This window comes from Streptomyces sp. NPDC014995 (assembly GCF_043080745.1).
Classification (GTDB): domain Bacteria; phylum Actinomycetota; class Actinomycetes; order Streptomycetales; family Streptomycetaceae; genus Streptomyces.
This window is the reverse complement of the sequence record NZ_JBIBVX010000013.1, coordinates 203521-230418: the sequence shown is the minus strand read 5'-3', so window position 1 is coordinate 230418 and position 26898 is coordinate 203521. Positions and strand designations below refer to the sequence as shown.

General features: G+C 73.0%; 26 protein-coding genes. 12 read left to right on the top strand and 14 right to left on the bottom strand.

What is annotated here, in order from left to right; genetic code table 11:
• Nucleotides 1-32 precede the first annotated feature (32 nt).
• Both ACF1A1_RS26210 and ACF1A1_RS26205 read left to right on the top strand, forming a co-directional pair.
• The gene (locus tag ACF1A1_RS26210) at nucleotides 33-1145 is read left to right on the top strand and encodes an ABC transporter permease (RefSeq protein ID WP_392003225.1); all 1113 of its coding nucleotides are present in this window, start codon (nucleotides 33-35) and stop codon (nucleotides 1143-1145) included.
• A 35-nt stretch (nucleotides 1146-1180) separates the two neighbouring features.
• Nucleotides 1181-1984, top strand: a complete 804-nt coding sequence (locus ACF1A1_RS26205) for an ATP-binding cassette domain-containing protein (RefSeq protein ID WP_392003223.1) — start codon at nucleotides 1181-1183, stop codon at nucleotides 1982-1984.
• 25 nt (nucleotides 1985-2009) lie between these two features.
• Here ACF1A1_RS26205 and ACF1A1_RS26200 read toward each other — a convergent pair whose 3' ends face one another.
• Together ACF1A1_RS26200 and ACF1A1_RS26195 are read right to left on the bottom strand one after the other, a co-directional pair.
• Nucleotides 2010-3584 (bottom strand): flavin-containing monooxygenase, encoded by a 1575-nt coding sequence (locus ACF1A1_RS26200; RefSeq protein WP_392003221.1) that lies wholly within the window; start codon nucleotides 3582-3584, stop codon nucleotides 2010-2012.
• A 1-nt stretch (nucleotide 3585) separates the two neighbouring features.
• Entirely contained in the window at nucleotides 3586-4593 is a 1008-nt protein-coding gene (locus ACF1A1_RS26195; protein ID WP_392003220.1) for a patatin-like phospholipase family protein, read from the bottom strand.
• 146 nt (nucleotides 4594-4739) lie between these two features.
• On the opposite strand from ACF1A1_RS26195, the gene ACF1A1_RS26190 reads away from it, so the two are divergent.
• The gene (locus tag ACF1A1_RS26190; RefSeq protein WP_392003218.1) at nucleotides 4740-5333 is read left to right on the top strand and encodes a TetR/AcrR family transcriptional regulator; all 594 of its coding nucleotides are present in this window, start codon (nucleotides 4740-4742) and stop codon (nucleotides 5331-5333) included.
• A gap of 121 nt (nucleotides 5334-5454) precedes the next feature.
• On the opposite strand, the gene ACF1A1_RS26185 is transcribed toward ACF1A1_RS26190, so the two are convergent.
• The gene (locus ACF1A1_RS26185; RefSeq protein WP_392003216.1) at nucleotides 5455-5721 is read right to left on the bottom strand and encodes a peptidoglycan-binding protein; all 267 of its coding nucleotides are present in this window, start codon (nucleotides 5719-5721) and stop codon (nucleotides 5455-5457) included.
• Nucleotides 5722-5948: 227 nt separating this feature from the next.
• Between ACF1A1_RS26185 and ACF1A1_RS26180 the strand changes: the two genes are divergently transcribed.
• Nucleotides 5949-8168 carry an endonuclease gene (locus ACF1A1_RS26180; RefSeq protein WP_392003214.1) on the top strand — a complete coding sequence of 740 codons (2220 nt, stop codon included), beginning with the start codon at nucleotides 5949-5951 and terminating at the stop codon, nucleotides 8166-8168.
• A 181-nt stretch (nucleotides 8169-8349) separates the two neighbouring features.
• Here ACF1A1_RS26180 and ACF1A1_RS26175 read toward each other — a convergent pair whose 3' ends face one another.
• On the bottom strand, nucleotides 8350-8658 hold the full coding sequence (locus tag ACF1A1_RS26175) for a hypothetical protein (RefSeq protein ID WP_392003213.1): 309 nt from the start codon (nucleotides 8656-8658) through the stop codon (nucleotides 8350-8352).
• A gap of 201 nt (nucleotides 8659-8859) precedes the next feature.
• On the opposite strand from ACF1A1_RS26175, the gene ACF1A1_RS26170 reads away from it, so the two are divergent.
• The 4 genes from ACF1A1_RS26170 (at nucleotide 8860) to ACF1A1_RS26155 (ending at nucleotide 11617) form a co-directional block, all read left to right on the top strand.
• Nucleotides 8860-9567: a nucleotidyltransferase domain-containing protein gene (locus ACF1A1_RS26170; protein ID WP_392003212.1), complete on the top strand. Its 708-nt coding sequence runs from the start codon at nucleotides 8860-8862 to the stop codon at nucleotides 9565-9567.
• A gap of 14 nt (nucleotides 9568-9581) precedes the next feature.
• Nucleotides 9582-9875, top strand: coding sequence for a BON domain-containing protein (locus ACF1A1_RS26165; protein ID WP_392003360.1), 294 nt, complete (start codon nucleotides 9582-9584; stop codon nucleotides 9873-9875).
• Nucleotides 9872-10597: a metallophosphoesterase gene (locus tag ACF1A1_RS26160; protein ID WP_392003211.1), complete on the top strand. Its 726-nt coding sequence runs from the start codon at nucleotides 9872-9874 to the stop codon at nucleotides 10595-10597. The genes ACF1A1_RS26165 and ACF1A1_RS26160 overlap by 4 nt, the downstream gene beginning before the upstream one ends.
• A gap of 81 nt (nucleotides 10598-10678) precedes the next feature.
• A complete protein-coding gene (locus tag ACF1A1_RS26155) occupies nucleotides 10679-11617 on the top strand; it encodes an epimerase (protein WP_392003210.1) in 939 nt (312 codons plus the stop codon).
• A gap of 88 nt (nucleotides 11618-11705) precedes the next feature.
• On the opposite strand, the gene ACF1A1_RS26150 is transcribed toward ACF1A1_RS26155, so the two are convergent.
• Complete coding sequence (locus tag ACF1A1_RS26150; RefSeq protein ID WP_392003208.1) at nucleotides 11706-12425, bottom strand: alpha/beta fold hydrolase; 720 nt, start codon at nucleotides 12423-12425, stop codon at nucleotides 11706-11708.
• A gap of 19 nt (nucleotides 12426-12444) precedes the next feature.
• Entirely contained in the window at nucleotides 12445-13416 is a 972-nt protein-coding gene (locus ACF1A1_RS26145; protein WP_392003207.1) for an alpha/beta hydrolase, read from the bottom strand.
• A 430-nt stretch (nucleotides 13417-13846) separates the two neighbouring features.
• Between ACF1A1_RS26145 and ACF1A1_RS26140 the strand changes: the two genes are divergently transcribed.
• Nucleotides 13847-14509 (top strand): hydrolase, encoded by a 663-nt coding sequence (locus tag ACF1A1_RS26140; protein ID WP_392003205.1) that lies wholly within the window; start codon nucleotides 13847-13849, stop codon nucleotides 14507-14509.
• A 428-nt stretch (nucleotides 14510-14937) separates the two neighbouring features.
• Here ACF1A1_RS26140 and ACF1A1_RS26135 read toward each other — a convergent pair whose 3' ends face one another.
• The 4 genes from ACF1A1_RS26135 to ACF1A1_RS26120 form a co-directional block, all read right to left on the bottom strand.
• Nucleotides 14938-15807 (bottom strand): helix-turn-helix domain-containing protein, encoded by an 870-nt coding sequence (locus tag ACF1A1_RS26135; RefSeq protein WP_392003204.1) that lies wholly within the window; start codon nucleotides 15805-15807, stop codon nucleotides 14938-14940.
• Nucleotides 15808-15920: 113 nt separating this feature from the next.
• Nucleotides 15921-17813, bottom strand: coding sequence for a BTAD domain-containing putative transcriptional regulator (locus tag ACF1A1_RS26130; RefSeq protein WP_392003202.1), 1893 nt, complete (start codon nucleotides 17811-17813; stop codon nucleotides 15921-15923).
• Nucleotides 17814-17956: 143 nt separating this feature from the next.
• The gene (locus tag ACF1A1_RS26125) at nucleotides 17957-20818 is read right to left on the bottom strand and encodes a BTAD domain-containing putative transcriptional regulator (protein WP_392003200.1); all 2862 of its coding nucleotides are present in this window, start codon (nucleotides 20816-20818) and stop codon (nucleotides 17957-17959) included.
• A 95-nt stretch (nucleotides 20819-20913) separates the two neighbouring features.
• On the bottom strand, nucleotides 20914-21210 hold the full coding sequence (locus ACF1A1_RS26120) for an ANTAR domain-containing protein (RefSeq protein WP_392003198.1): 297 nt from the start codon (nucleotides 21208-21210) through the stop codon (nucleotides 20914-20916).
• Between the two features lie 302 nt (nucleotides 21211-21512).
• Here ACF1A1_RS26120 and ACF1A1_RS26115 point away from each other — a divergent pair, with 302 nt between their 5' ends.
• Together ACF1A1_RS26115 and ACF1A1_RS26110 are read left to right on the top strand one after the other, a co-directional pair.
• Nucleotides 21513-22469: a helix-turn-helix transcriptional regulator gene (locus ACF1A1_RS26115; RefSeq protein ID WP_392003196.1), complete on the top strand. Its 957-nt coding sequence runs from the start codon at nucleotides 21513-21515 to the stop codon at nucleotides 22467-22469.
• A 275-nt stretch (nucleotides 22470-22744) separates the two neighbouring features.
• Nucleotides 22745-23530: a class I SAM-dependent methyltransferase gene (locus tag ACF1A1_RS26110; RefSeq protein ID WP_392003358.1), complete on the top strand. Its 786-nt coding sequence runs from the start codon at nucleotides 22745-22747 to the stop codon at nucleotides 23528-23530.
• A 19-nt stretch (nucleotides 23531-23549) separates the two neighbouring features.
• Here ACF1A1_RS26110 and ACF1A1_RS26105 read toward each other — a convergent pair whose 3' ends face one another.
• On the bottom strand, nucleotides 23550-23882 hold the full coding sequence (locus tag ACF1A1_RS26105) for an SCO0607 family lipoprotein (RefSeq protein WP_392003194.1): 333 nt from the start codon (nucleotides 23880-23882) through the stop codon (nucleotides 23550-23552).
• 88 nt (nucleotides 23883-23970) lie between these two features.
• Here ACF1A1_RS26105 and ACF1A1_RS26100 point away from each other — a divergent pair, with 88 nt between their 5' ends.
• Nucleotides 23971-24096 carry a hypothetical protein gene (locus ACF1A1_RS26100; RefSeq protein ID WP_392003193.1) on the top strand — a complete coding sequence of 42 codons (126 nt, stop codon included), beginning with the start codon at nucleotides 23971-23973 and terminating at the stop codon, nucleotides 24094-24096.
• Between the two features lie 362 nt (nucleotides 24097-24458).
• Here the strand turns inward: ACF1A1_RS26100 and ACF1A1_RS26095 are convergent, their stop codons facing one another.
• The 3 genes from ACF1A1_RS26095 to ACF1A1_RS26085 form a co-directional block, all read right to left on the bottom strand.
• Nucleotides 24459-24923: a phosphatase PAP2 family protein gene (locus tag ACF1A1_RS26095; RefSeq protein WP_392003191.1), complete on the bottom strand. Its 465-nt coding sequence runs from the start codon at nucleotides 24921-24923 to the stop codon at nucleotides 24459-24461.
• Nucleotides 24924-25073: 150 nt separating this feature from the next.
• Entirely contained in the window at nucleotides 25074-26078 is a 1005-nt protein-coding gene (locus tag ACF1A1_RS26090) for a YihY/virulence factor BrkB family protein (protein WP_392003190.1), read from the bottom strand.
• A gap of 162 nt (nucleotides 26079-26240) precedes the next feature.
• Complete coding sequence (locus tag ACF1A1_RS26085) at nucleotides 26241-26726, bottom strand: MarR family winged helix-turn-helix transcriptional regulator (protein WP_392003189.1); 486 nt, start codon at nucleotides 26724-26726, stop codon at nucleotides 26241-26243.
• Nucleotides 26727-26898: the final 172 nt, after the last annotated feature.

Below are 26898 nucleotides of genomic sequence, written 5' to 3'. Positions count from 1 at the left end.
CCGCCCATCTCAACCAGGAAGGCAGTACCACCATGAGCGAGCGGAGCGGTCAGGTGACCGCGGCGAGCATCCCGGCGGCAGGGGGCGCCGCCGTGGAGGAGGACGCCACGGCGGGGAACGCGCCCGCCCGGAAGCGGACTCCGGCGGACTCCGCCCCCGCCACCACGGCCGACCGGCTGACCGAGCGCCTGCGCCAGATCCGCGGGCGTGGGGCGCTGGAGATCGGCCTGGTCTTCCTCCTCGTGCAGCTCGGCTGCGTCATCTACTACCTCGTGGACCCGGTCGGCTTCCCCTACCTGGAGAAGTCGAACTTCAACGTCCTCAGCCAGAGCATCCCCGTGCTGGCGATCCTCGCCATCGGCGCCGGCATCCTGATCATCGCCGGTGAGTTCGACCTGTCGCTCGGCGCCAACTTCACCTTCTGCGCCCTGGTGTTCACCCGGTGGTACTCCGACGGGACGAGCGCCTGGGCCGCCACCGGCATGGCCCTGGTCACCGGCATCGCGATAGCACTGCTCAACGGCGTCCTCGTCACCAAGGCCAGGATCCCCTCCTTCATCGTGACGCTCGGCATGATGCTCTTCTGGGAAGGGGCGGCGCTCTTCTACAACGGCACCACGGCCGCCCTGGTGGTCCCCAGCGAGACGCTGAAGCGGGTCTTCACCGCCGACCTCGGCTTCTTCCGCGGTCAGGTGCTGTGGCTGCTCGGTGTCGGCGTCGTGTTCTGGCTGCTGGTGCACCGGCACCGGCTCGGCAATCACGTCTTCGCCGTCGGCGGCAACCCCGCCGCCGCCCGCGCCATCTCCATCAACCCCGACCGCGTCAAGATCATCGCGTTCGGCATCCTCGGTCTGTGCGTGGCCCTCGCCGCCGTCCTGACCGCCGTCCGCACCGGTTCCGTCCAGCCCGGCACCGGGCGCGGCATGGAACTGAAGGCGATCGCGGCCGCCGTCGTCGGCGGGGTCGCGCTGTCCGGCGGCCGGGGCAGTGTGCTCGGCATGGTCCTCGGCGCCGCGCTCATCCTCACCGTGCAGGACATCCTGCTGCTCGGTGGTGCGCCCGGCTTCTACCTGGACCTCTTCGTCGGTCTGATCATCGTCGCCGCGGCCTTCTTCAACCGCCTGATCGAGGGGAAGGCCAAGTGAGCACCGCCGAGCCCACCGCCGGAAACGGAGCAACCATGTCCCCCACCGCCACCGCGGAACGCACCGGCGAGGTCCTGCTGGAGCTGTCCGGCATCACCAAGCGGTACGGAGCCAACACCGTCCTCGACGACGTCGGCTTCCGGATCCACCAGGGCGAGGTGGTCGGCCTGCTCGGCGACAACGGCGCCGGCAAGTCGACTCTGGTCAAGACGATGTCCGGAGTCGTCACCGCGGAGGAGGGCAACTACCTCTGGCGCGGCGAGAAGCTGACCACGCCCAACCGCCAGGAGACCGAGAGGCGGGGCGTCGAGACGATCTTCCAGGACTCCGCCCTGGTGCCGTCCATGACCATCACCCGCAACATCTTCATGGGCCGCGAACTCACCAACGCCCTCGGCCTGCTGAAGCTGAGGAAGATGGACGAGATCGCCGCGCGGATCCTCGACAGCGTGGTCACCATCGAGGGCATCAAGAGCCCCCGCCAGCTGGTGGGTTCGCTCTCCGGCGGACAGCAGCAGGCCGTGGCGATCGCCCGCGCCGTGCACTTCAAGCGCAGCCTGCTCATCCTGGACGAGCCGACCAGCGCACTGGCCGTGCGCGCGACCGAGGCGCTGCTCAACTACCTGCTCCGGCTGAAGCAGGAGGGAGTCAGCTCGGTGCTGGTCACCCACAACCTCCACCACGCCTACCAGATCTGCGACCGGCACATCGTGATGAACCACGGGCGCAAGATCCTCGACGTGCGCCGGGAGGACACCAGCGTCGAGGAACTGACCGCCGCCGTCGTCGAGGGACCGGAGGGCCTGCGCCGCCACCGCGAGGGCAAGCCCCTCGCCTGAGCGGCGGCCGGCCCGGAGCGACCGTTCACGGCACAGCGAGGCCGGACCCGCGGGACACCAGAGGCGGGGCCGGCCTCGCCTTCTCCGTGTCCGAGGTGACGACGTAGGCCTCGGGGTCGAATGCGGCCAGGCGCCGGCGCATCCGGCCCGTCGACCAGGGCCAGCTGAAGCTGTTGCGGCCGTTGCCGTCGAGGTAGTAGCTCGAGCATCCGCCCGCGTTGTACACGGTCGGGGGCAGCGCCTGCTGGACTTCGGCGCTGAAGGCGGCCTGGACTTCCGGGCGTACGTCCATGCTGGTCCAGCCCGCGGAGCGGAAGTGGCGCACCGCGCGGGACACGTAGTCCAGTTGTGCTTCGAGGACCGTGTAGGCGGAGGAGTGTCCGGTGCCCAGGTGCGGCCCGAGGAGGAGGAACGCGTTGGGGAAGCCGCTGACGGTGGTGCCCAGGTAGGCGTCCGGGCTGCCCTTCCAGTGGTCGTCCAGGCTCGCGCCGTCGGCGTCGAACACACGCCGGGCGACGGGCATGTCGAGGATGTGGAAACCGGTGCCCAGGATGATGGTGTCCACCTCCGCGACGCTGCCGTCGGAACCGATGACGCGACCGCCGTCGACGGCCTCGACCGCTGTGGCGTGCACGGTGACGTTGGGCCGGGTCAGCGCGGGATAGTAGGTGTTCGACAGCAGCAGCCGTTTGCAGCCCAGCGTGTAGTCGGGTGTCAGCGCCCGGCGGAGTCCCGGGTCCTTGACGGTGGCCCGGAGGTGGAGCGTGCCCACCCTCTGCACCGCGCGCAGCAGGGACGGGTGGCGGAAACCGAGGCCCAGTGTCTCCAGCGCCGCGTACTCGGCGTGGCGCAGGGCCCGCTGCGCGGCCGGAAGGCGCCGCAGCAGCCATCGTTCGGCGCGGGGCACGTGGTGGTCGGGCTTCGGCAGGACCCACTGGGCGGTGCGCTGGAACAGGTGCAGGCGACCGACCCGGGGCTGGATCGCGGGAACGAACTGCACGGCCGACGCGCCACTGCCGACGACGGCGACGCGTGCGCCCGTCAGATCGACGTCGTGGCGCCAGCGCGAGGAGTGGAACACCGCGCCGGGGAAGTCGGCCAGGCCGGGGATCCCGGGCAGCAGCGGTTCGTGCCAGGGCCCCGCCGCCGCGATCAGGAAGCGGGCCCGGTAGTGGTCGCGGTTGGTCTCCACGTGCCAGCGTGCGTCGTGGACGTCCCACTGGGCGCGGGTGGCCTCGGTGCCGAAGTGGATGAGCGGGGTGACGCCGTGGGTGGACGCCGTGTGGTGGAGGTAGGCCCTGATCTCGGCCTGCCCGGCGAAGGCACGCGTCCACTGCGGGTTGGGCGCGAAGGAGTACGAGTAGAGGGCGGACGGCACGTCGCAGGCGCAGCCCGGGTAGGTGTTGTCGCGCCAGGTGCCGCCCAGCTCGTGCGCCTTCTCGAGGAGCACGAGGTCGTGCACTCCGGCCCGGCGCAGTGCGATGGCCGCTCCGATGCCGGACAGGCCGCTGCCGATGACGAGCGCCTCCACGTCGTGGGTCTCGCGGGAGACGAGCGCCGGGGAGGTGCCGGGGCGGTCACGGGGGTCGGGTCGGGACATGTCAGGCTCCTGTCCCGGCGTCGTCGAGGCGGCGGCCGGTGCCGTGCGGCGCGCCGGGCGGTGGGATGCGGTCACGGACCACGGCCCGCGTGGTGCGCAACGCCGTCTCGAGGACCGCCGGACGACGTCGGCCGTCCATGAAGTTGCCGCCCATCACCTTCAGGTCGGCGGCGGTGGGCTCGATCCTGGTGACGCGTGTGCCCGTTGCCCGCAGCGCGGCGCATTCGGCGTCGAGGGTGCGGGTCATGACGCGACGCAGCAGCGCCTCCGCTCGGCCGAGGCCTCTGCGCGGCCCGGTGGGAGGCGAGCTCATGGGCGCGATGACGTAGACCTCGTCGAGACCGTGGGACACCAGGAGGTCGGCCGAGGCGGTGGAACGGACACCGCCGTCCGCATAGCGTCGGCCGTCGATGTGGACGGGCGGAAACCATCCCGGGACCGCCCAGGACGCGCGCAGCGCGTCACGCAGGGCGACCCATGGGGTCTCGGGGTGCCCGAAGACGGTACGCCGGCCCGTGTCGAAGTCGGTCGCCACGAGCCAGGTCGCGGGATGGCGGACCCACTGTGCGCCGGGTGCCAGGAAGTCGGCGAGGGCCGTCAGCCGGCCGGTGTCGCCGCGTCCTTGCGGCAGCAGGCCGGACAGACCGGCCAGCGCGGGAACGGTGCGCTCCAGTGCGCGGCGCGCCAGCGCGGGCGATCCGGGGAAGAGGGCGGGCCGTGGCGGGAGCCGTCGGGGCGGTGTCGAGAAGTGACGGAGCAGTTCGGGAGGGGAGCCCGCACGGGCGAGTTGCGCGGCCAGCAGATCCTCCACGCCGATGCCGCTGCCGAGCATGGCGGCCACTTCCGCCCCGGCCGAGGTGCCCACCAGGACGTCGGCGTCGCGCGGATCCCACCGCAGGGCCTGCTGGAGCGAGTGCAGGGCGGCGATCGTCCAGGCCGCGCCGAGCGTTCCCCCGCAGCCCAGTACCAGTCCGCGGGAAGGGGCCGTTGGTGTGCCGGTCGTGGTCACTGATCTCTCCGCCCATCCGGATACCGATGAGATCGGGATACTAGCGGTATCCGAAGTCCAGGGGCAGCCCGTCGCGGAGATAGGATCCGTGAGCTGCGGGATCCGCACGCAGGGCAAGCCGCGCAGGACGGGAAAGGGAGCGAGACATGGCCCGCCTCAGCCGCGTCGAGAGTCAGGAACGCACGCGCGAGCGGCTCGTCGCCACCGCGCGGGACCTGTTCCTGCGGAACGGATACGGCGCCACGTCGCTCAGCCAGGTGGCGGAGACGGCCGGGTACTCCAAGGGGGCCGTGTACTCCAACTTCCGCAACAAGGACTACCTCTGCCTCGCCGTACTCGACGACATCCGCACCGAACAGCTGACGCTGCTCACGGACTCCGTCATGCGCGAGGGCCGCATCGACGACCGTCTCGCGACCTTCGCGGCCTGGGGCGAGGCCCACATCGGCGACGAGGCCTGGACCACGCTCGAGGTGGAGTTCCTCATCCGGGCCCGCCATGACGACGAGCTCCGGCGTGAGATCACGGCCCGCGTCGGCGCGATCCGCGAGGCGCTCGCCCAGCTCCTCGACGCTCTGGCCGGGGAACTGGGCGCCACGTTGGCCATGCCCGCCGACCAGGCCGCGATGACCCTGCTCAGCCTGGGGATCGGGCTCGGCGTCCAGCGGGTCGCCGACCCGGCCGTTCCCACCGCGGTGCTGACGGACACGCTACGTCTCGTCCTCGGCCTGAGCGGGTGACATCGGGGCGCTGAGCGGTCACGTCCGCCGCCTCGGCCTCTTCGATCAGCCGGGCGCGCGGAGCGAAGGCGCCCCGCAGGTGGGGTGCCGGGTCGGTGTCGAGGTCTCCCGACACACGCGTTCAGCAGACGTAGTCCGGGCTGTGGGCCCAGAAGGTCAGGTGCGACCAGGTCTGGGCGCCGATGATGCCGTCGACCGTGATGTCCGCGCACTGCTGGAATCTGCGTGTCGCGGCATCGGTGACCGGGCCGAACACCCCGTCCTCGACGAGTCGTCGGCCCCTGAGCGAGTTGTTCAGATAACACTGCGCCTGTTTCACCGCCGCTCCTGACGAGCCGCGCCTGACCGTCGGCCGGGACTTGGTGTGGTTGCAGACCTGAGTGGTCACTCCGGGTTTCCTCCTCCGCGCCTGGGTACGCGCCCCCTCTTTCCGTTCCTTTATGTTATGCACGTTCATCTGCGCGCGCACGGGGAGGACTTGGGGATTCAACACGGCTGATTGACCGGGTGACATTTGAATCGGTGACCAGTAGCTAGGGAAGAAAGTCACGAGGGGAAAATCATGGAAGCCGGTGCACACAATGGAAAGGAGAGCCGAGAAACACGGAGGCGTTCATGATCACCGCAGAACACGTTTCCGAGGCGGAGACCGATTACCTGGCGCAACTGGAGGCAGCCGCGGAGCGCTTCGAAAGCCGCACCGCGCAGCGCGAGGAGACCCGCCGGACCATCGAGCGCCGGGGCGTGCTGTACGCCGACGAGCCCGATCGCGTCAGGAAGCGGCTGGCGCGGCTGAACGCCGACTGGTCACTGGCCAGGTCGATCGAACGGATACCGACGACGCCCGCCACCTCGACGGGCAGCACCCTCCCGCTGACACCGGAGACCTTCGGCGCCGATGTGCTCGGCCTGGAACGCCTGATGGGGCGTAACGACCTCACCGGGGTGGCGTTCCTGGAGGGCGGGTACGTGGCCGCCCGGTCGATCGGGCGGGTGACCGTCAGGGCACCGGCGGGCGGGCACCACGGCACCGGCTTCATGGTGTCCCCCTCGCTTCTGATGACGAACAACCATGTACTGCGCAGCCCCGAGGAAGCGGGCCGCGCCGTCATCGAATTCAACTTCCAGGCCGGACTCGACGGGCTCCCCCTCGACCCGGTGGTCTTCGCCCTCGAGCCCCAGAAGTTCTTCGCGACCGACCGCGCCCTGGATTTCAGCGTGGTCGCCGTGGCGGAGCGCGGTCAGCGGGGCGAGCGGCTCGCCGATTTCACCTGGCTGCCCCTGGACGGGACGCAGGGCAAGGCCATCCTCGGGGAATTCGTCAATATCATTCAGCACCCCAACGGCGAGCCCAAACAGCTCGCACTGCGCGAGAACCAGATCGTCGATCTGCTGGACCGGTTCGTCCACTACGCGACCGACACCGCGCCGGGCTCCTCGGGATCGCCCGTCTTCAACGACCAATGGGAGGTCATCGCCCTGCACCACTCGGCCGTGCCGAACACGGACGCCGAAGGCCGGCCCCTCGCCATCGACGGAACGGTCTGGCGGCCGGGGATGGGCGAGCACCGGCTGGCGTGGAAGGCCAACGAAGGGGTGCGCATCAGCCGCGTGCTGCAAGCGCTGAGCCGGCTCACGCTGACCGGGACCGCGGCCCGGCTGCGCGACGAACTGTTCAGGCCGCCCGGCCCACCGCGGCCGGTCGAGGGGACACCGCAGACGGCGGCCGCGGGGCCGGCGGTCGACGGCATCGCACAGAACGGTTCGGCACACGTCACCGTCGGCGGAGCCGTGGGCCTCACCGTGCCGCTGAGGATCACCATCGGCGTCGGTCCGCCGCCCCCCGGACAGCAAACCCCGGCCCTGTCTCCCACCTCCTCGACGGGGACGGCCGCCGTCCTCGCACCCTTCCCCTCGGCAGGGCAGGTGGACGGCGGCTCCGCCGCCGCGGGCGACGCCGCCGAACGGGATCTGCGCGCGGCTCTGCGCAACGTCCAACTCGGGGAGGGCCGCGTCTACTACGACCGGGACGCCGACCGGGAGGCGCGAGACGCCTACTACGCGAGCATCGACGACGGCGCGGACGGCGACGCGCTGCGCCGTGCGCTGACCGGCCTGCTGGAGGAGAGCCACGAGCGCCGCCCCTCCTACAAGCCCTCGCGGCTGCTCTACCCGTGGGTCGACATCCACCCCGACCGTCTCCTGCGCAGCGTCTACTCCGGCAAGACGTTCACCGCGGAGGAACTGATCCGCGCCGACGCCGCCGCCGAGGCGGCCCGGCTCAGGGGTCTGCAGGAGTTCCTGCTGCGCGAGAGCACGGCGGGCCCGGCCGAACTCGCCACGGAACTGGACGTCCTGGAGGCGTCGCTGCCCTTCAACTGCGAACACGTCGTCCCGCAGTCCTGGTTCGCCAAGCGCGAGCCCATGCGCGGTGACCTGCATCATCTGTTCGCGTGCGAACCGGCGTGCAACAGCTTCCGCGGCAACATCCCGTACATGGACTTCCCCGGCTTCGACGAGGCCGTACGGGAGGACTGCGGGATGCGCGAGCGGACGGGGTTCGAGCCCGAGCACAGCAGGGGGGCCGTGGCCAGGGCCACCCTGTACTTCCTGTTGCGGTACCCCGGACTCGTGGGTGACGAAGCCGGTGACGAGGCGAAGGAGTTCCCCGAGGAACGGCTGCCCGTCCTCCTGGAGTGGCACGACGACGAGCCCGTGACCGAGTACGAGTTGCATCGCAACGCGGCCATCGCCGAGATACAGGGAAACCGCAATCCCCTGATAGATCACCCGGAGTGGGCCCGCACCGTCGACTTCTCCGGCGCCTGGCCCTGAGCGGGCCGTACCCCGGCGGCCCGGCCGGTCCCGGTGACGTGCTCAGGCACCTGCGGGCGCCGACCCGGGACACGGCGGCGGCACCCCCGCGCACGGTCGGCACGGACGGCCGGGGTGCTGTGGGCGCCGTACGGGCGTGGCGGCAGGCGTACTCCGGTGCGGAGGCCTGCCGCCGGTGCCGTCAGATCCGGTGCCCCTGGTCCGCCAGCCACCGGTGGACGGTCTCCTTGTCCGCCGGGGTGATCCGGACCGGTCCCTCGACCCGAGGGCCCTCGTCCTCGTTGAAGGCGGTGTCGGTGACCCGGGCGGTCACCCAGTGGGCCAGGTCCTGGGCGGACCCGGCCGGCAGGGAGCCGCGCTCCCATCCGCTACGGGCCTCGCGGGCCGCGGCCCTGTCGTGTCGCTCGGTCTCCTCCAGCCACGCCGCGACGAGCCGCTCGACGGTCCGGCGGTCCTCGGACGGGGCCGGCTGCTGCTTCTCGCTGTCCATGAGGGCCGGGTGCCCCGGATGCGGGCGCGGGAGACGTCCGCGCGATCCATCGCCCCGGTCCGTGTCTAAGCCGCCACGCCCGGGTACTCGGGGAGCTCGCCGTCACGGTCCTTCGCGGACGGTCCGCCGGGTGCGGGCCGGCGGGCGACGGGCCGACCAGGAAGAACACGACCAGCGAACACAGGGAACAAGGGGGCAGTGATGACGCAGCACGCGGACGACAACGCTCTCGACCAGCAAGCGGGCGTCGCGGAGCTGCGTCTGGCCACGGGTGATCCCGGGCTCGTCCCGCAGAACGACGTGCTCGCGCAGAACGGTGTACTCGCGGAGGATCTCCCGCTCGACCGCAACCAGGCGATCCTCCAGGCCACGAAGCAGGTCGGCTCGATCCTGAAGCGGAAGGGGCACAAGTTCGCCCTCGCGGGCAGCGTCGCGGTGTACGCCCACGGCGGGACCCAGAACCTCCAGCACGACGTCGACTTCTGCTTCCGTCCCGAGGACGCGGACGCCGTCGCCGAGACCCTGCGGGAGGCCGGACTGGCGGTGTACACGCCGCCGGAGGACTGGCTGCTGAAGTCGAGCTGCCTCGGCCAGCAGGTCGACCTCATCTTCGAGCTGGCGCACCAGCCGGTCACCACCGAGCTGCTGGAGCGGACCCAGGAGCTGTCGGTCGAATCGGTCTTCATGCCGGTCCTGTCGCCGACCGACCTGGTGCACAGCCTGCTGGCCGCCTTCTCCGAGCACCACTGCGACTTCGGGGCGGTGCTGCCGATCGCCCGTACGCTGCGGGAGAAGGTCGACTGGGACACGGTGCGCCGCGCCTGCGGGGACCAGCCGATGCCCGACGCGTTCTTCTACTTCCTGGAACGGCTGGAGGTCATTCCGCCGAGGCCGAGGGAGGAACAGTGATGAGGCCCCCAGCGATGACGCCCGCGGAGCACGCGGGCGGAGGGGGGAGCGCCGGCCCCGCCGCCGAGAACGTCGAGTACCGCGTCGCCCACCTGCGCGACCGGCTCGCCGCGGAGGAACTCGGTGAGCTGGGCGTCCGTGCCGAGGTGCGAGCCGGGTCGGTCGTGGTGACGGGCACGGTCCCCTCCACGCAGTGCCGTGAGACCGTGCTGCGGACCGTCCGCGAGGAGCTGTCCGGGCTCGCCGTGCACACCGACGTCGTGGTGGCGGACAACGCCTCCCCCGACCATGCGGAGGACCTGCCATGATCCGCGTCGCCGCCGTGGGGGACATCCACATGGGGCCGGACAGCCAGGGTCTGCTGCGGCCCGCCTTCGACACCCTGTCCGACTGTGCCGACCTGCTGCTCCTGGCGGGCGACCTCACCCGTCACGGCACGCCGGAGGAGGCGCGGGTGGTGGCCCAGGAGGTCCGGGGGCTGAGCGTGCCGGTGGTGGCGGTGCTCGGCAACCACGACCACCACGACGAACAGCCGGAGAAGGTCACCGCCATCCTCCAGGACGCGGACGTGACGGTCCTGGAGGGTGGGGGCACGATCGTCGAGTGCGACGGGACGCGCGTCGGCATCGCCGGTACGAAGGGCTTCTGCGGCGGGTTCGTGGGGCGCAGCGCCGGGGAGTTCGGCGAGCCGTTGATGAAGGAGTTCGTCCGCTACACCCGCCGCAGCGCCGACGGGCTGCGCACCTCACTGGAGGAGCTGGGCCAGGAGGGCTGCGACGTGCGGATCGCCCTGACCCACTTCTCGCCCGTGGCCGACACCCTCGCCGGTGAGCCGCTGGAGATCTACCCGTTCCTCGGCAGCTATCTGCTGGCCGAGGCGATCGACACGGCGGGCGCCGACCTGTCCGTGCACGGCCACGCCCACATGGGCACCGAACACGGGATGACCGCCGGCGGGGTCCGGGTGAGGAACGTGGCGCAGCCGGTCATCCGGCGGGCGTTCAACGTGTACCAGTTGCACACCGCCTGACCGCGGTACCGCCACCAGAGAAGTTTTGAACGCGTTCAAATGAGAGTAGGCTCCCCTCCGAACGAGGAGGGGAGCCTCTTGATGAAGATCGTCATACCCGGGGGGACCGGGCAGGTGGGTACGGTCCTGCGGCGTGCGCTCACCGCGGCCGGACACGAGGTCGTGGTGCTGAGCAGACGGCCCGCGGGGCCGGGCGAGGTCGGCTGGGACGGCAGGACCCCCGGACCCTGGACGGAGGCGGTCGACGGCAGCGACGTGGTGATCAACCTGGCGGGCCGCAGCGTCAGCTGCCGCTACACGCCCGCCAACCTCCGGGCGATGATGGACTCCCGGGTGCACTCCGCCCGCGTCGTGGGCGAGGCGATCGCCGAGGCGGCCCGGCCTCCCCGGGTCTGGCTGCAGATGAGCACCGCCACGATCTACGCCCACCGCTTCGACGCGCCGAACGACGAGGCCACGGGTGTCATGGGTGGGACGGAACCCGGCGTCCCCGGTTACTGGGGCTACAGCGTCGACATCGCCAGGAACTGGGAGCGGGAGCAGGATGAGGCCGACACGCCGCACACCCGCAAGGTGGCCCTGCGCTCGGCCATGGTGATGAGCCCCGACCGGGGCGGCGTCTTCGACGTCCTGTCGAGGATGACCCGCCTCGGTCTCGGCGGTCCGGTCGCGGGCGGCGCGCAGTACGTGTCCTGGATCCACGACCACGACTTCGTCCGCGCGGTCGGGTTCCTGACCGATCGGGAGGACATCAGCGGGCCGGTGAACCTCGCCGCCCCCGCACCTCTCCCCCACCGGGCCTTCATGCGTTCCCTGCGCAGCGCGTGGGGCGTCCCGGTGGGCCTGCCCGCGACGAAGTGGATGGCCGAACTCGGCGCCCTCGTCCTGCGCTCGGACACCGAACTGCTCTTCAAGAGCCGCCGCGTCGTCCCCGGCCGTCTGCTCGAGAAGGGCTTCACGTTCGACCACCCCGACTGGCCGCGGGCGGCCGAGGACCTCGTACGCCGGGCCCGCGGCTGACCGGCGGGGCGGCGCGAGGTGACGGCGGGAGCCGCGCGGACGCGGTACGGGGGAATGCGTCCGCGCGGCGGTCCGGGGCGGCCGGCGGTCAGCCGGTGGCGCGTACGGCGTCGCGGATGAGGTCCGCGACCTCCTTCGGCCGGGACACGGCGACGGCGTGCGAGGCGCCCTCGAGTTCGACGACGGTCGCCCCGGCCCGCTTGGCGCCGAAGCGCTCGACCTCGGGATTGATCGCCTCGTCCGCACCGGCGATCAGCGCCCAGGACGGCCTGGTCCTCCAGGCCGCCGCGGCGGCGGTCTCCTCGAACGCGGCGGCGGCCAGCGGGCGCTGGGCCGCGGCGAGGACCCGGGTGACGTCGGCCGGCACGTCGGCGGCGAACACCGACGGGAAGGCGTCCTCGGCGATGGTGACCTCGACGGCCGGCTCGCCGCCCGGCACCGGGTACGTCCACTGCTTGAGGTTGGCGACCAGCGGGGAGAGCGGGAAGCGGCCCTGGAGCTCGCCGAGGCTCTCGCCCTCCTCCAGTACGTAGGCGGCGACGTAGACGAGGCCGACGACGTTCTCGGTGACGCCCGCGACCGTGATGAGGGCGCCGCCGTAGGAGTGGCCGACGAGGACGACGGGGCCGTCGATCTGGGCGGCGACGGAGGCGACGTAGGCGGCGTCGGAGGCGAGGCCGCGCAGCGGGTTGGGCGGGGCGATGACGGGGATGCCGTGGCCCTGGAGTTCGGCGATGACGCCGGACCAGCTGGCCGCATCGGCGAACGCGCCGTGGACGAGGAGGACGGTGGGCGTGGTGGTGGTCATGTCGGGGTGTCCCTCGGGTTCAGGCGGAGTGCAGGGCGGTGCGCAGGGTGCCGACGGCCAGCGTGATGGCGGCCTCGGCGGCGTGGGTGGAGCGCAGGGCGTTGAGCATCACGAAGTCGTGGATGATGCCCTGGAAACGGACCGCGGTGACCGGGACGCCGGCCGCGCGCAGCTTGTTGGCGTACGCCTCGCCCTCGTCGCGCAGCACGTCGGCCTCGCCGGTGATGACGAGGGCCGGGGGCAGGCCGGTGAGCTGCTCGGTGGTGGCGCGCAGCGGGGAGACGGTGATCCGGGCGCGTTCGGCCTCGTCGGTCGTGTACTGGTCCCAGAACCACTGCATGCCGTCGCGCCGCAGGAAGTAGCCGGTCGCGAACTGGTGGTAGGACGGCGTGTCGAAGGCCGCGTCGGTGACCGGGTAGAACAGCACCTGCTGCACCAGCGGGACGCCGCCGCGCTCCTTGGCCATCAGGGTCAGCGCGGCGGTCATGTTGCCGCCGACGGAGTCGCCGGCAACGGCGAGCCGTGCGCCGTCCAGGCCCTTGGACGCGCCCTGCTCGACGACCCACCGGGCGACCGCGAAGTTCTGCTCGACGGCGACCGGGTAGCGGGCCTCTGGCGAGAGGTCGTACTCGGGGAAGACCACGGCGGCCGCGGCGCCGACGGCGAGTTCACGGACCAGGCGGTCGTGGGTGTGGGCGTTGCCGAACACCCAGCCGGCGCCGTGGATGTAGAGGATCACCGGCAGGGTGCCCTCGGCTCCGGCGGGCTTGACGATCCGGGCGCGGACGCTGCCCGTGGGGCCGCCGGAGACGGTGATCCACTCCTCGTCGACGGCCGGCTTGTCGATCTCGCCGGACTGGACCTCGTCGACCGCCTTGCGACCTTCCGCCGGCGGCAGGTCGAACAGGTACGGCGGATTGGCGGTCGCCTCGGCGAACGCCGCGGCCTCGGGTTCCAGTACCGGCCGGACCGGCTCGACGACGTCGGACATGGATTTCTCCTGCTCCTCGATGTGCGCTGTCTTGCGCCGTCACGCTAATTCCGCCGGGCGGCCGGACATTGTCCGCGCGTGCACCGGCGTTGTCCCCACAGCGCACAGAGAGCGGTGCGCTGTGAGGACTTGTCCGGTGCGCTCACGGAACACACGGCCACCCGTGGAGGGGTTTGGGTTGCCAGCGGAAGTCGCCGGGAATCGCGGGGAGTTGACGACAGCGACCGCGATTCGTCGCCGCGCCGGAAGCGGTTTTGGATTCGGGGAGGGAGTCGCACCGTGTCGAACTTCCCGAGAGATGCACCGCCGTCGTGGTACCGGTGGCGGAATTCGGCCAGTTGCCGTCGCGCATCAAGTAGGGCGAAGAGGCGGTCCGGCTTCTCCGGCTTCCCCGGTTTCTCTGTTCACCCCTCCACCGAAAGGTTCCTCCATGGTCGACATCGCCGAGGTCACCGCGTCGCCCAGCCCCGACCTCCTCACCCCGGACAACTGCGCGGTGCTGTTCGTGGACCACCAGCCGCAGATGTTCTTCGGCACCGGCAGCGGCGACCGCACCGCGATCATCAACTCGACGGTGGGTCTGGCGAAGGCCGCGAAGGCGTTCGACGTGCCGGTCGTGCTGAGCACCGTGGCCGCCGAGTCGTTCTCCGGCCCGATCCTGCCGCAGCTCGCGGACGTCTTCCCGGAGCAGAAGATCATCGACCGGACCACGATGAACGCCTGGGAGGACCTGGCCTTCGTCGAGGCCGTCAAGGCCACCGGCCGCGAGAAGCTGGTGATCGCGGGCCTGTGGACCGAGGTCTGCGTGGTCCTGCCCGCCCTGTCCGCGCTCGCGCAGGGCTACGAGGTGTACGTCGTCACCGACGCGTCCGGCGGCGTCACCCCGCAGGCCCACGAGCACGCGATCCAGCGCATGCTGCGCGGCGGCGCGATCCCGGTGACCTGGGTGCAGGTGCTGCTGGAGCTCCAGCGCGACTGGGCCCGCACGGAGACGTACGCCGCCACGACCGGCGTCGTGACCGAGCACGGCGGCGCCTACGGCCTCGGCATCGTCTACGCCCAGGCCGTCATCGGCGCCCACGCGGCGGGCTGACCGACCCGGGCGGCACGGAGGGACCGGGGCCGCCCTCCCGGCGGCTCCGGTGACGGGACCGGTCGGCGGCCCGCACACCCGCCGGCTGCCGGGGAGCCGGAGAGCCCGGGGGCGGGGGCCGGGGAACCCGGGGGCGGGGCCGGGAACCCGAGGGTCGGGGAGCCGGAGAACCCGGGGGCGGGGCCGGGAACCCGAGGGTCGGGGAGCCGGAGAACCCGGGGGCCGGAGAACCCAGGAGCCGGTGAACCCAGGAGCCGGAGAACCCGGGTGGACCGAAGAACCCGCGAGCCGAAAAACCCAGGGACCGAAGAACCGGGGGCCGAAGAACCCGGGGCCCGGGGAGCCCACGGACCGGGGAGCCCGGGGACCGGGGAGCCTGTGGGCCGGAGAACCCGTGGGCCGGAGAGCCGGGTAGTGGGGGCGGGAGTTCAGCGGTGCCCGGCGGCGTCACGCCACTCGCGCGGGGACATCCCGTAGGCGGTGCGGAAGACGCGGCTGAAGTGGGTGGCGCTGGTGAAGCCCCAGCGTCCCGCGACCGCCGCTATGGTGCGGCTCCCCCGCCCGAGCCGCGCCAGGTCACGCCGGCACTCCTCCAGCCGGCGGCGCAGGACCCAGCGGCCGACCGTGGTGCCCTCGTCCTGGAACAGCTTGTGCAGGTAGCGCACGGAGATGTAGTGGGCGCGGGCGATGACCTCAGGGGAGAGGTCCGGGTCGGGCAGGTGGAGTTCGACGTACTCCATGATCCGGGCGAGCACCGGTGCCTGGCCGTCCCGTGTGCCCGGGGCCTGCGCGCCCAGTTGTTCGGCGGCGAGGGTCGCCAGCAGGTTCACGGCGTTCCGGGCGAGCATCTCGCCGACCGGCGGCCGGGCCTCGGCGGCGGTGCGGGCGAGGTCGGACAGCAGCGGCGACAGCAGCGTGCCGAGCCGGGACGCCCGCGTGAGCGGAGTCCGCGTGATCCGCCGTACGTCGCCGGGCGTCAGCGCGAGCAGGTCCCGGGGGACGAGGAACACCGTGGCCCGGAACCGCTCGGGGAAGTCGAGGGCGGCCGGGTGGTGGGTGTCGTAGAAGCAGACGTCGCCCGGCGCGAGGGACAGGGTGAGGGGCTCGGTGCCGGGCCGCGCGGCGGCGTCCCGCAGGCCCACGAAGAGGTACTCGCCGCCGTCCGTGGCGTGGAACCGGTGCGCAGGGCGCGGCGTGCCTTCCCCCGGCAGTCGCCCCGGGCCCCGCTCCCCGGTCACGATCTCGACGCCGAGGGGCGTCCGGCAGACCCGTGTGTCGATGGTGCTGGTTGTGGACATCCGCCATTGCCTCCAGGGCGACCGTCAGTCTGTTCGACGGGACGGTAGGCCGGGAGATGTGCAAAAAGAGTGACAACGCGGTGACACCCCCAGCTCACGCCCCCGGTCGCCGCTCAGCGGGCCGACCGAACGCCCTCCTCCGCGCCCTCCTCCGCGGCCAGCTCCGCGGCGTAGGCCCGCAGCAGGTCGTGCAGCGTGTAACGGCCGGGCGTGTGCTCGGTGAGCAGGTGGGCGTCGGCGAGTTCGGCGAGCAGGAGACGGACCCGGCGCACCGGCAGGCCGGCGAGCGCGGCGGCGGCGGCCGGAGTGAGGCCGGGTCCGGTGTGCCGGGGCAGCAGGCGGAACAGGCGGGCGCTCTCCGCCGACAGAAGACGGTAGGACCCCAGGAAGGCGGCGCGGACGTCGGGCGTGGTGCCGGGGGCGCAGAAGGCGTCCAGGCTGCCGTGGGAGGCGCGCAGTTCGGCGGCGACGGTCGCGAGGGAGAGGTCCCGGCGGGCGGCGGCGCGGGCGGCGACGGCGGCCAGGGCCAGCGGCAGCCGGCCGCACCGGGTGACGATCTCGTCGGTGGCGCGGGGCTCGGTGGCCGGCCGGTCGGCGCCGGTCAGCAGGGCCAGCGCCGCGCGCGCGTCCTCGGCGGGGGGCGGGTCCAGGCGCAGCGGACGGGCCCCCGAGGCGATCAGGCCGGGCAGGGCGTGGCGGCTGGTGACCAGCGCCAGGCAGCCCGGTGCGGCGGGCAGCAGCGGACGCAACTGCTCGGTGCCGACGGCGTCGTCGAGGACCACGAGGACGCGTCGGCCGGCGAGCAGGGTGCGGTACAGGCCGGTCAGGGCGGCCAAACCGTCCGGCATGCGCGGAGCGGGGACGCCGAGCGCCGTGAGCATGCCGCGCAGCGCCTCCTCGGGCGGCACGGCGGGCTCGACCGGGTCGGACCCCCCGAGCCGGACGTGGAGTTGGCCGTCCGGGAAGCGGTGGGCGGCGCGGTGGGCCCAGTGCACGGCGAGCGTGGTCTTGCCGACGCCCGCCATCCCGCCGATCAGCACGGTCGGCGGCGCCCCGGTGCCCGCGTCCGCAGGTCCCGCGTGGGACGTCAGCCACTCCAGTTCGGCCGTGCGACCGGCGAAGGCGGCGGGATCGGGGGGCAGTTGGGCCGGGCGGCCGACCGGGGCGGGCGAGGAGGCGCCGCGGGCGGTGCTCACCCGCACGACCGGCAGGTCCCGCCCCAGGGCGACGGTGGGTCCGGCCCTCAGCCGTCCCACCTCCTGGCGCAGCACCCGCGTCTGCGCCGCCGCCAGTTCGGCGCCGGGGGCGATGCCGAGTTCCGCCGACAGCCGCCGGCGGACGTCCTCGTACGCGGTCAGCGCCTCCGCCTGGAGACCGCAGGCGGCGAGGGAGAGGATCAGCCGGGCGTGCAGCGGCTCGTCGAGGGGGTCGAGTGCGGCGGCCCGGCGCAGGGCGGGCAGGACGTGCTCGGCGCGGCCGCACAGCAGGGCAGCGTCGGCCGCGAGACGGGTCGTGTGCAGCAGTTCGCGCTCGACGGCCGTGAACCGGACGTGCTCGCGCGCGGACGGGGGGATTCCCATCGCCACCGGGCCGCGCCACTGCCCCAGCGCCTCGGTGAAGCACCGGGCCGCCGTCTCGGCCCGCCCGGTGGCCGCCGCCCGCTTGCCCTGCCGGGTCAGTTCGCGGAAGCGCAGCAGGTCGACCTCGTCCGGATCCGCTTCCAGGAGGTAGCCGCCGGGCCGGCGCAGCAGGCGGCTGCCGGGGGCGCGGGGCGGCAGCTCCGGTTCCAGCAGCCGCCGCAGGGCACCGACGTACCGGCGCACCACGTTCAGCGCGCTGGCGGGCGGGCGTTCGGCCCACAGGACGTCGAGGATGCCGCTCGTCGGCACGGGCCGGCCGGTGTCGGCCAGGAGCAGGGCGAGGAGGGCACGCTGCTGGGGGAACCCGAGGTCGAGTTCCTCATCGTCCCGCCACGCCCGGACGGGCCCCAGTACCTGGAACCGCATCTCCTCACCCGACCCCTTCGCGCGGGGCGGCGAGGCCGGCGGAGCCGGACGTGCGGGTGGGGCACTCGCGCCGGTGGGCCCGGCGTCGGGCGGCGGGGACCGGCCTCGTGGTGAGGAGGGTGGCAGCGGGCGCGGCGATGCGGTCAGCAGGCGCCGGCATGGCCGTCCCGTCCGGTCAGGCGGGCCTCGACCCGCTCGGCGTCGGGGTGGCCCAGGGCCCTGAGCAGGGTGAGTGCCTCGCGCCACGCGGTGCGGGCACTGTCCTGGTCGCCCATGGCCCGGTGGGTGTCTCCCATGCGGGTGAGGGTGTCGGCCTCGAGGTGGGGCACGCCGAGCTCGCGCAGGAGGGCGAGGGCGTTGCGGTAGCCGAGGAGGGCGTGCGGGTGGCGGCCGAGCTGGTGGTGGGCGTAGGCGATGCTGTCCCAGGTGGCGGCCTGGCCGTAGCGGTCGCCGAGCTCCTGGAGCATGGTCAGCGCGTCGAAGCAGTGCGCCAGGGCCTGCCGGTACTCGCCGAGCAGAGCGTGGTACCAGCCGACGGAGTTCAGGACGCTGGCCTGGGCGGCGCGGTCGCCGAGGGCGCGGAACAGGTCGAGGGCGAGCTGGTTGTGGCGCAGGGCGCCGGGGAGGTCGCCCTGCTGCTCGCACTCCCAGCCGAGGCTGCGGTGGGTGTTGGCGCGGCCGGTGTCGTCGCCGAGCCGGGTGAACAGCTCCAGGGCGCGTTCGAGGCGGGGGACGGCTTCGCCGTGCAGACCGAGGCGGCCCTCGATACGGCCCAGTCCGCGCAGTCCGCGGGCCAGCAGGACGGGGTCCGCGAGCCGCCGGGCGGCCGCCAGGGCGGTGCGCTGGACGGCGAGCCCGTCGTACCAGTGGCCGCGCCGGTCGAAGAACGGCTCCAGGGACCAGGCCAGGTGGCAGGCCGGTCGTTCGTCTCCGTGGGCGGCGGCCGTGTCGACGACGGCGAGCAGGACCGCGTGCTCGGCCGTGAACCAGGCCAGGGCCCGCTCGTCGTCGGCGAGTGGTTCGGGGTGCACGCCGTCCGGCGCGGGCGGCGGGGGCAGCGGGTCGGAGTGGGGGGCGAGCAGCCGGTCGGCGGCGTGGGCGGTGTGCAGGTAGTGGTGGTGCAGCCGGTGCAGGGCCGTCCGCCGCTCCTCCTCGGTGTGCCGCTCGTCGACGAGTTCGGCGGCGTGGGCGCGCAGCAGGTCGTGGAAGGCGAAGCGGCCGGGGGCGTGTTCGGTGACGAGGTGCAGGCCGGTCAGCTCGGCCAGCAGCGGCCGGGTGCGGCGTGCCGGCAGGCCGGCCAGCGCGGCCGCCGCCGGCAGGGAGAAGTCGGGGCCGGGGTGCAGCGCGAGCAGCCGGAACAGCCGGGCGGCCTGCTCCGAGACCTCCCGTGAGGACCACGAGAAGACCGTGCCCACGTCGACGGAGGCGTCGGAGCGCGCGAAGGCGTCGAGGCTGCCGTGGGCCTCGCGCAGTTCGGCGGCGACGGCCGCGAGCGGGAAGTGGGGGTGGGCGGCGGCCCGGGCGGCCACGCAGGCGAGGGCGAGGGGCAGCCCGGCGCACAGCTCGCCGATCTCGTCGGCGGCGTGCGGCTCGGCCTCGACCCGCTCGGCGCCCAGGCGGCGGACGAGGAACGCCCGCGCCTGACTGGGGTCGAACGGCCGCAGGGTGAGGGTGCGGGCACCGTGGGCGGCGACCAGTGCGGACAGTTCGTCGCGGCTGGTGACGATGGCCAGGCAGCCGGGTGAGCCGGGCAGCAGCGGCCGTACGTGGTCGCTGTCGCGGGCGTTGTCGAGGACGACGAGGACGCGCCGTCCGGCCAGCACACCGCGGTAGAGCGCGGCCTGCGCGTCCAGGCCGTGGGGTATGCGTTCCGGCGGCACCCCGAGCGCGTCCAGGAATCCGCGGACGGCCTCTCCCGGCTCCATGACCGCGCCGGACGGGTCGAAGCCGCGCAGGTTGACGTAGAGCCGGCCGTCGGGGAAGCGGTCGGCGACGCGGTGGGCCCAGTGCACGGCGAGGGTGGTCTTGCCGACGCCGGCCATGCCGCCGATGGCGGTGATCACGACGGTGTCCGCGGACGGCCCGGCTCCGCCCGACAGGGCGAGGACCTCGTCCAGTTCGGCGTGACGGCCCGTGAACCCCGTGATGTCGTGCGGCAGTTGAGCCGGGGCGGTGAAGGCCTCCGCGGTGGTGACGGGCGCCCTCGGCCCGTCGGCCGGAGCACCCGGCGGCACCACCTCGGGGGGCTCCCGCAGCACCACCTCGCGGGCCTCCCGCAGTTCCGGCCCCGGGTCGATGCCCAACTCCTCGGCCAGCCGCGCCCGTACGGCGTCGTACACGCCCAGCGCTTCCGGCCGGCGGCCCGCCGCCGCGAGGGCGAGGACCAGGCCGGCCTGCACGGGTTCGTCCAGCGGATGCTCGGCGGCGGCGGCGTGCAGCTGCGGCAGCACCGCGTCCGGCGTTCCCGCGCGCAGGGCCGCGTCGGCCGCCTCCCGTACGGCCGCGAGCCGCTCACGGCCGGCCGCCCCGAACGCCGGGTGCGCGCGGGCCCGTTCGGGGATCCCGGCGGCGACGGGGCCGCGCCACAACGACAGTGCCTCGGTGAGCAGGTGCACCGCACGTGCGGGTGACTCCCCCGCGCTGTGGCGCCCCGCCTCCCGCAGCGCGCGGAACCTCAGCAGGTCCAGGGAGTCACCGTCGGTGACGAGCCGGTACCCGCCCGCGTCCCGCACCAGCCAGCGGCCCTCGGCGCGCACGGCGAGCGAGGGCTCCAGCAGGCGCCGCAGCGTACCCACGTGCCGACGGACCACGTTCACGGCGCTGCGCGGCGGACGCGGGCCCCACAGCACGTCGACGATCTCGTCCACGGCGACCGGCTGCCCCGCCCTGACCAGCAGCAGTGCCAGAAAGGCCCGTTCCTGCGGCCCTCCGGGCTCCAGCTCCGTCTCCCCCCGCCACACGCGCACGGGCCCCAGGACCGCGAACCGCACCGACTCCAGCGGCACGTCATCCCCCTCCGGTGTTCCTCCCCCGCGTCGACTGTACGTCACGAGGCGGGTTACCCAGAGTCACATAGAAGGGGCGGGCGTCGCGGGAGGACTCACTGGGCCTTCACGCGCTTCAGGGCGGCCAGCAGCGCCTCGTGGATCTCGTCGGGCAGCCACCGGCAGTGGGCTCCCTGCACCACGTACTCCGCGACCTCGCGCAGTTTGGTGTTGGTGTGCTGGGAGATCTCCTTGAGGACCTCCCAGCCCTGCTCGGGGCGGAGGTGACCGACGGCGACGACCACTCCGATGGCCTGGTCGACGACGGCGTGCGAGACGAGGGCCTGCCGCAGTTGGACGACCTCCTCCTCCAGGACGCCGATCCGGTCGTCGAGCTCGTCCTCCGCTGCCACGGGCGGACCCCCTCTCTCTTCTCGTACGAGATCCGCGCCGCCGATGTCCACGGTGATCACGGTGCCGACGGCGATCACTGTGCCGTCCCGTCCCAGCCTGCCCGGCGCGACCCGCTCGGGCGGCACGCATGACGAACGACATCGCCGGGGTCAATCCGGAAAACGAATGCGGTCCCCGATGCGGGGCAGACGAGGTGGGCGGGCGACCGGCGGACCGTTCCCCGCCGCGGCTGCCGCGGCGTACCCGCCGCGTCCCACCTGCACCGTGCAGGGCAGCCTGCCTGACGTCGGACGGGACCGAGATGGACACGCTGTTCTTCGACAGTGACAACCTGGACCTGACCGAGGAGTTCCTCAGCAGGGCCTACGCGCGCATGCGCATCGGCAGCGACGACCCGCGGGCCGGCCGGATGCGGGTCACCCGGACCGCCCTGCCGTCGGTGACCGTGGACGAGCTCGCCCTGGACTTCGAGATGCGTTACTGCGTCACACCGCTGGGCCGGATCTGCCTGTGCCTCGTCCACGACGGCACCATCGAGGACCACCGCGTCGACGGCGTCCAGGACTCCTTCGGCCCCGGTGACCTGGTGTCCCTCGCGCCGCCGGACCTGCCGTGCTCGGGCCGGATCTGCAAGGCCCGCTACACGATCACGATGCTGGAGCCCGACCTGCTCTCCCGCGTCGCCGCCGGCGCGCCCGGACGCAGACCGGAACCGGTGCGGCTGACCGACCACCGGCCCCACTCCCCCGCCGCGGCACGGCACCTCCGGCGCACCATCGGCTACCTCCGCGACCACCTGCTGGCCGACCCCGATCTCGCCGTCCAGCCCCTGATCGCCTCCACCGCCGCCCAGCACCTGGCCGCGGGCGTGCTGGCCGCCTTCCCCAACACCGCGCTCACCGAGCCCACCGCGACCGACCGCAACGACGCCCATCCCGTCACCCTGCGCCACGCGCTGGCCTACATCGACGACCACGCCGACGAGCCCATCACCGTCGCCGACATCGCCGAGGCCGCCCACGTCACCGTCCGCGCCCTCCAGTACGCCTTCCGGCGCCACCTGGACACCACCCCGCTGGCCCATCTGCGCCGGGTACGCCTGTCCCACGCGCACGCCGACCTGCTGGCGGCGACCCCGCTGGACGGCACCACGGTCACGGACGTCGCGGCCCGCTGGGGCTTCTTCCACCCGGGCCGCTTCGCCGCCCTGTACCGCGCGGCCTACGGGTGCCCGCCGCACCGGACCCTCGCCGAGTAGCCGAGTAGGGCTGCTGCGGCACGGGGCCCGGGGACGGGCCGTCAGGCGGACGGCCCGGTGCGCTGGTGGGAGAGCGGAAGCGGTGGTGGCGTGGGAGGCAGCGCTGTCAGAGGCCCGTCCCCGCACCGGGGATCGCCCGTACGGAGGTCACCGCCATGGCCCGGCACACGAAGTCCTGGAACGAACCGGAGCGGCCCTGGAACAGACCGGAGCGGTCCTTGAGCAGTCCGAAGCGGTCCCGGAGCAGCCGGAAGCGGTCGCGGTCCTGGGACAGACTGGAGCGCAACCGTTCGACGCTCACCCACAAGATCGGTTACGCCCTGCTGCACCCCGGCCGCATCGCCCCGTACCTCCGCCGCGCCACCAGGGACACCTGGCTGCGTCTGAAGCACCCCGACCACGTCGGCTACTACCGGGCGGTGATGGCGTCGGACACGCGCCGCGACCCGGAGGCCGCCGTGGGCAGCCGGTCCCACGACCGCTGGCTGGCGCTCGGGCGGATGCAGTTCGACTACCTCGTCGGACACGGCCTGCTCCCCGAGCACAGGATGCTCGACATCGGCTGCGGCAACCTGCGCGGCGGCCGGCGCTTCATCGACCACCTCGACCCCGGCAACTACTACGGCATCGACATCTCGCCCGACATCCTGATCGCCGCCACAAAGACGCTGACCGAGCGCCGGCTCCAGCACAAACTGCCGCACCTGACCCTCACCGGCGACCTCACCCTGGACTTCCTGCCCGATCACCACTTCGACGTCGTCCACGCGCACAGCGTCTTCTCCCACTCCCCGCTGCACGTCATCGAGGAGTGCCTCGCCCACGTCGGACGCGTCCTGACGGACCGGGGTTTCTTCGACTTCACCTTCGACCGCACCGAGGGCACCGAGCACCAGGTGCTGCGCGAGGGCTTCTACTACCGCGCCGAGACGCTGCTGTCCCTCGCCCGCGCGCACGGTCTGTCCGCACGGTTGATGGACGACTGGGAACAGCTGCCGCACGGCCAGTCGAAGATCCGGGTGAGCCGTTCACCGCTGCCCCGGGACGCGACGCCGGCCTGACGTCACCCGGCGCCTGACGTCACCCGGCCTCGGGCGCCTTGATGATGTTGCCGTTCTCGTCGAGGGTGCGGGTGCTCCAGTACTCGTCCCACTTGTCGCCGACGTGCTCGGGAACCTTGCCTTCCGGATAGCGCGCGTACCCGGCGGGCGGCTCCTCGCCGTCGGGCACACAGGCGCTGCCCGTGCTGCCCACGGCCAGGACCGGGTACTCACCACCGCCACAGCTCGCCTCCTGGGCGGAGCAGCCTGTGAGCAGCACGGCGGTCAGACCGGCCAGGGCGAGGCCCAGCACGGACCGCCCGGCACGACGGCCGGCCGCCGACCGCCCGGGCACCGCGGGCTGCACGGGCATCGGGGACTGAACTCGGTTGGGGCTACGCACGGTTGACTCCCTCTCGCTGGCTTGTGCGACCAGCCTGCGCCAAGCGGGGAGCGCCCTCATGAGTACGCGTACTCAGGCGACGCACGCCGCCCTACCCGAGTCGATCCGGACCTCGTACGGCCCCGGGGGTGACCGCGCGGACGAGGAGGTCACCGGCCACGGCGGCACCGCCGACGCGACCTGACGGTCCCGGCCGTGGGCCTGCCCGTCCCGGCCGGAGCGAGCTGGGTGCCCCGGCCGGGGCACCGCCCCGGCCTCGAGCGACCGAGCGCCGCCCAGTCACCTGCCGACCGGCCCAGTGACCTGAGGGCCTGGCATGGCGACCTGACCGTCCGCCCTGGCGCCCTGACCGTCCGCCTCTGCGGCCTGACCGTCCACCCTGGCGGCCGGCGTGCCCGGCCCGGCGTCCTGGTCCGTCGCGAGCTACGCCCCCGACCGTCGACCCGACGGTCCCGGCGGACGGCCCGACCGTCCCGCGCGGGCGACCGTGGGCGCCCGCGGCCGCCGCCCGGCAGGTGGCCGTCGCGGACGGTACGCCGGGCGGGTTCAGGTCAGTTTCGCGAGCAGCGCCCGGGCCGTCAGATCAGGGGCTTGGTGGGTCAGGACGGCGGTGGTCAGGCCGATGGCGGCGCCCACGACGACGTCGGAGGGGTAGTGGGCGCCGGTGTGGATCCGTTCCAGGGCCACCATCACCGTCGGCACCGCGCACGCGGCGCCCGCCCAGGGCCACACCCCGGCCACCGCGGCGGTGAAGCCGACGGCCGCGGCGGTGTGGCCGGAGGGGAAGGACGAGGAGTCGGGCCGGTCGTGGACCTCCTCGTGCGAGATCCATTCCTTGGGCGGCCGGCGCCGCTCCCACAGCTGCTTGACCACCCCGTTGGACACCGCCTCCGCCACGGCCATGCTCAGCAGGCCCGCCGCCGCGGCCCGGCGTCCCCGCCCGCCGCCGGCCGTGCTCATGAGGAGGGCCGCACCCCACCACAGCTTGGTGTGCTGCGCCGCATCCTCCACCGCCGGCAGCACACGCCGCGCACAGGACGACCGCCATGACGCCACCCGCCGGGACAGCCGTCGGTCCCCGTCCCGAAGCTCCGCCAACATACTCATGACCTTCGACTTCCCCGTCCGGTCGATGCCTAGCAGGGCAATCGGCGAGCCCGCTCAGCCCATGCGGCGCTGGTCCTCCTCGCTCCAGGCCCGCGTGTCGCGCGGCGGCACGTACGGCTCCTCGTCGTGTGGCAGTCCGCCCGCGACGGCCCGCTGCCGGGCCAGCTCCGCGTCGAACTCCAGGCCGAGCAGGATCGCGATATTGCTGATCCACAGCCACACCAGGAACACGATGACACCGGCGAGCGCGCCGTAGGTCGCGTTGTACGAGGCGAAGTTCGCCACGTAGAACGCGAAGCCGGCGGAGGCGATCAGCCAGATCACCAGGGCCAGCACACTGCCCGGGGTGATCCAGCGGAAACCGCGCCCCTTCACGTTGGGCGTCGCCCAGTACAGCAGCGCGATCATGATCGTGACCAGGACGACCAGCACCGGCCACTTCGCGATCGACCACACCGTGAGGGCGGTGTCCCCGATGCCCAGCGCGGTGCCGGCCCGGCGGGCCAGGTCGCCGGTGAACACCACGATCAGCGCGCTGACCACCGCCAGCACGAGCAGCACCACCGTCACCCCGACCCGCACCGGCAGCACCTTCCACACGGGGCGGCCCTCCGGCATGTCGTACACGGCGTTGGCGCTGCGGATGAAGGCGGCGGCGTAGCCGGAGGCCGACCACACCGCGAGGACGATGCCGACGAGGGCCATGATCGAGCCGATCCCGCCGCGCCCCTGGAGCTGCTGCACCGCGTCACTGATGATGTCGCGTGCCGAGCCCGGGGCGAGTTGCCGGAGGTTCTGCAGGACCTGGTCGGTGGCGGACCTGCCGGCGATGCCCAGGATGGACACCAGCACCAGCAGGGCGGGGAACAGCGAGAGCACCCCGTAGTAGGTCAGGGCGGCCGCGCGGTCGGTGAGCTCGTCGTCCTTGAACTCCTTCAGCGTGCCCTTCAGCACCGCCCCCCAGGACCGCTTCGGCAACTGGGAGGGCTCGTCCGGTGCGCGCCGTTCCACCTGCTCGTCCGGTCCCGGCGACGGCCGGGATTTCGATGTCCGTGCCATACCACCGGAGTAACCCTCACGGTCCGCCTCATGCGTCGGCCCGGCCACCGCCGGCGGAGACATCCACCGAGACCTTCGCCACGGGCGACGCAGGTCGGGGACGGTTCGGGGTACCCGGGTTCCCAGACGCGACCGCACAGCGGGAAGGAGGACGGGCCATGATCAGGCGATCCGGCTGCCGGGATCCCCGGTGTCCTCGTGTATGCGCGTCGCCGCCGCGTCGCAGAACGCCTCCAGCCCCTCCAGCAGCGCGACCCGTTTGGCGGCGGGCATCCCTGCCAGCACCGCCTCCAGCTCCCGTTCCCTGCGCGCGCGCAGGTCCGCCAGGAAGGTGCGCCCCCTGCCGCTGAGGTGCAGCCGCACCTCACGCCGGTCGGCCGGGCTCACCACGCGTTCGACGAAACCGGCGGCCTGCAACCGGTCGCACAGCCGGCTGGTCGACGGCGGCGTGGAGGCGAGGGAGTCGGCGAGCGTGCGCAGATTGATGTCCTGGTGGTGTTCGAGGATCAGCAGCACGCGCAGCTGGGAGGCGGAGGCGGGCGCGGTCGAGGCCCGGCCCCACAGGACCTCCAGCAGTTCCGCGGCCGTCGCGGTCACCCGTGCGACCTCGTCGGGCTCCGGGCGGTGGCGGAAGGCAGTCACGGTCACACTCTCGCAGGCACTGGGACGACCGCCAGCGTACTAGGGCCTGTCGTGCGGATCGGGTCGCAGGGAATCGACGGCGTCTCGTCGGCGCGGATGCGCGTGCCAGGACCCGCGTCCGCGACCTGTTCCGCACGACGGGCCCTGGCCGGGCGGAGCGAGGAGCCGAGGACAGGTG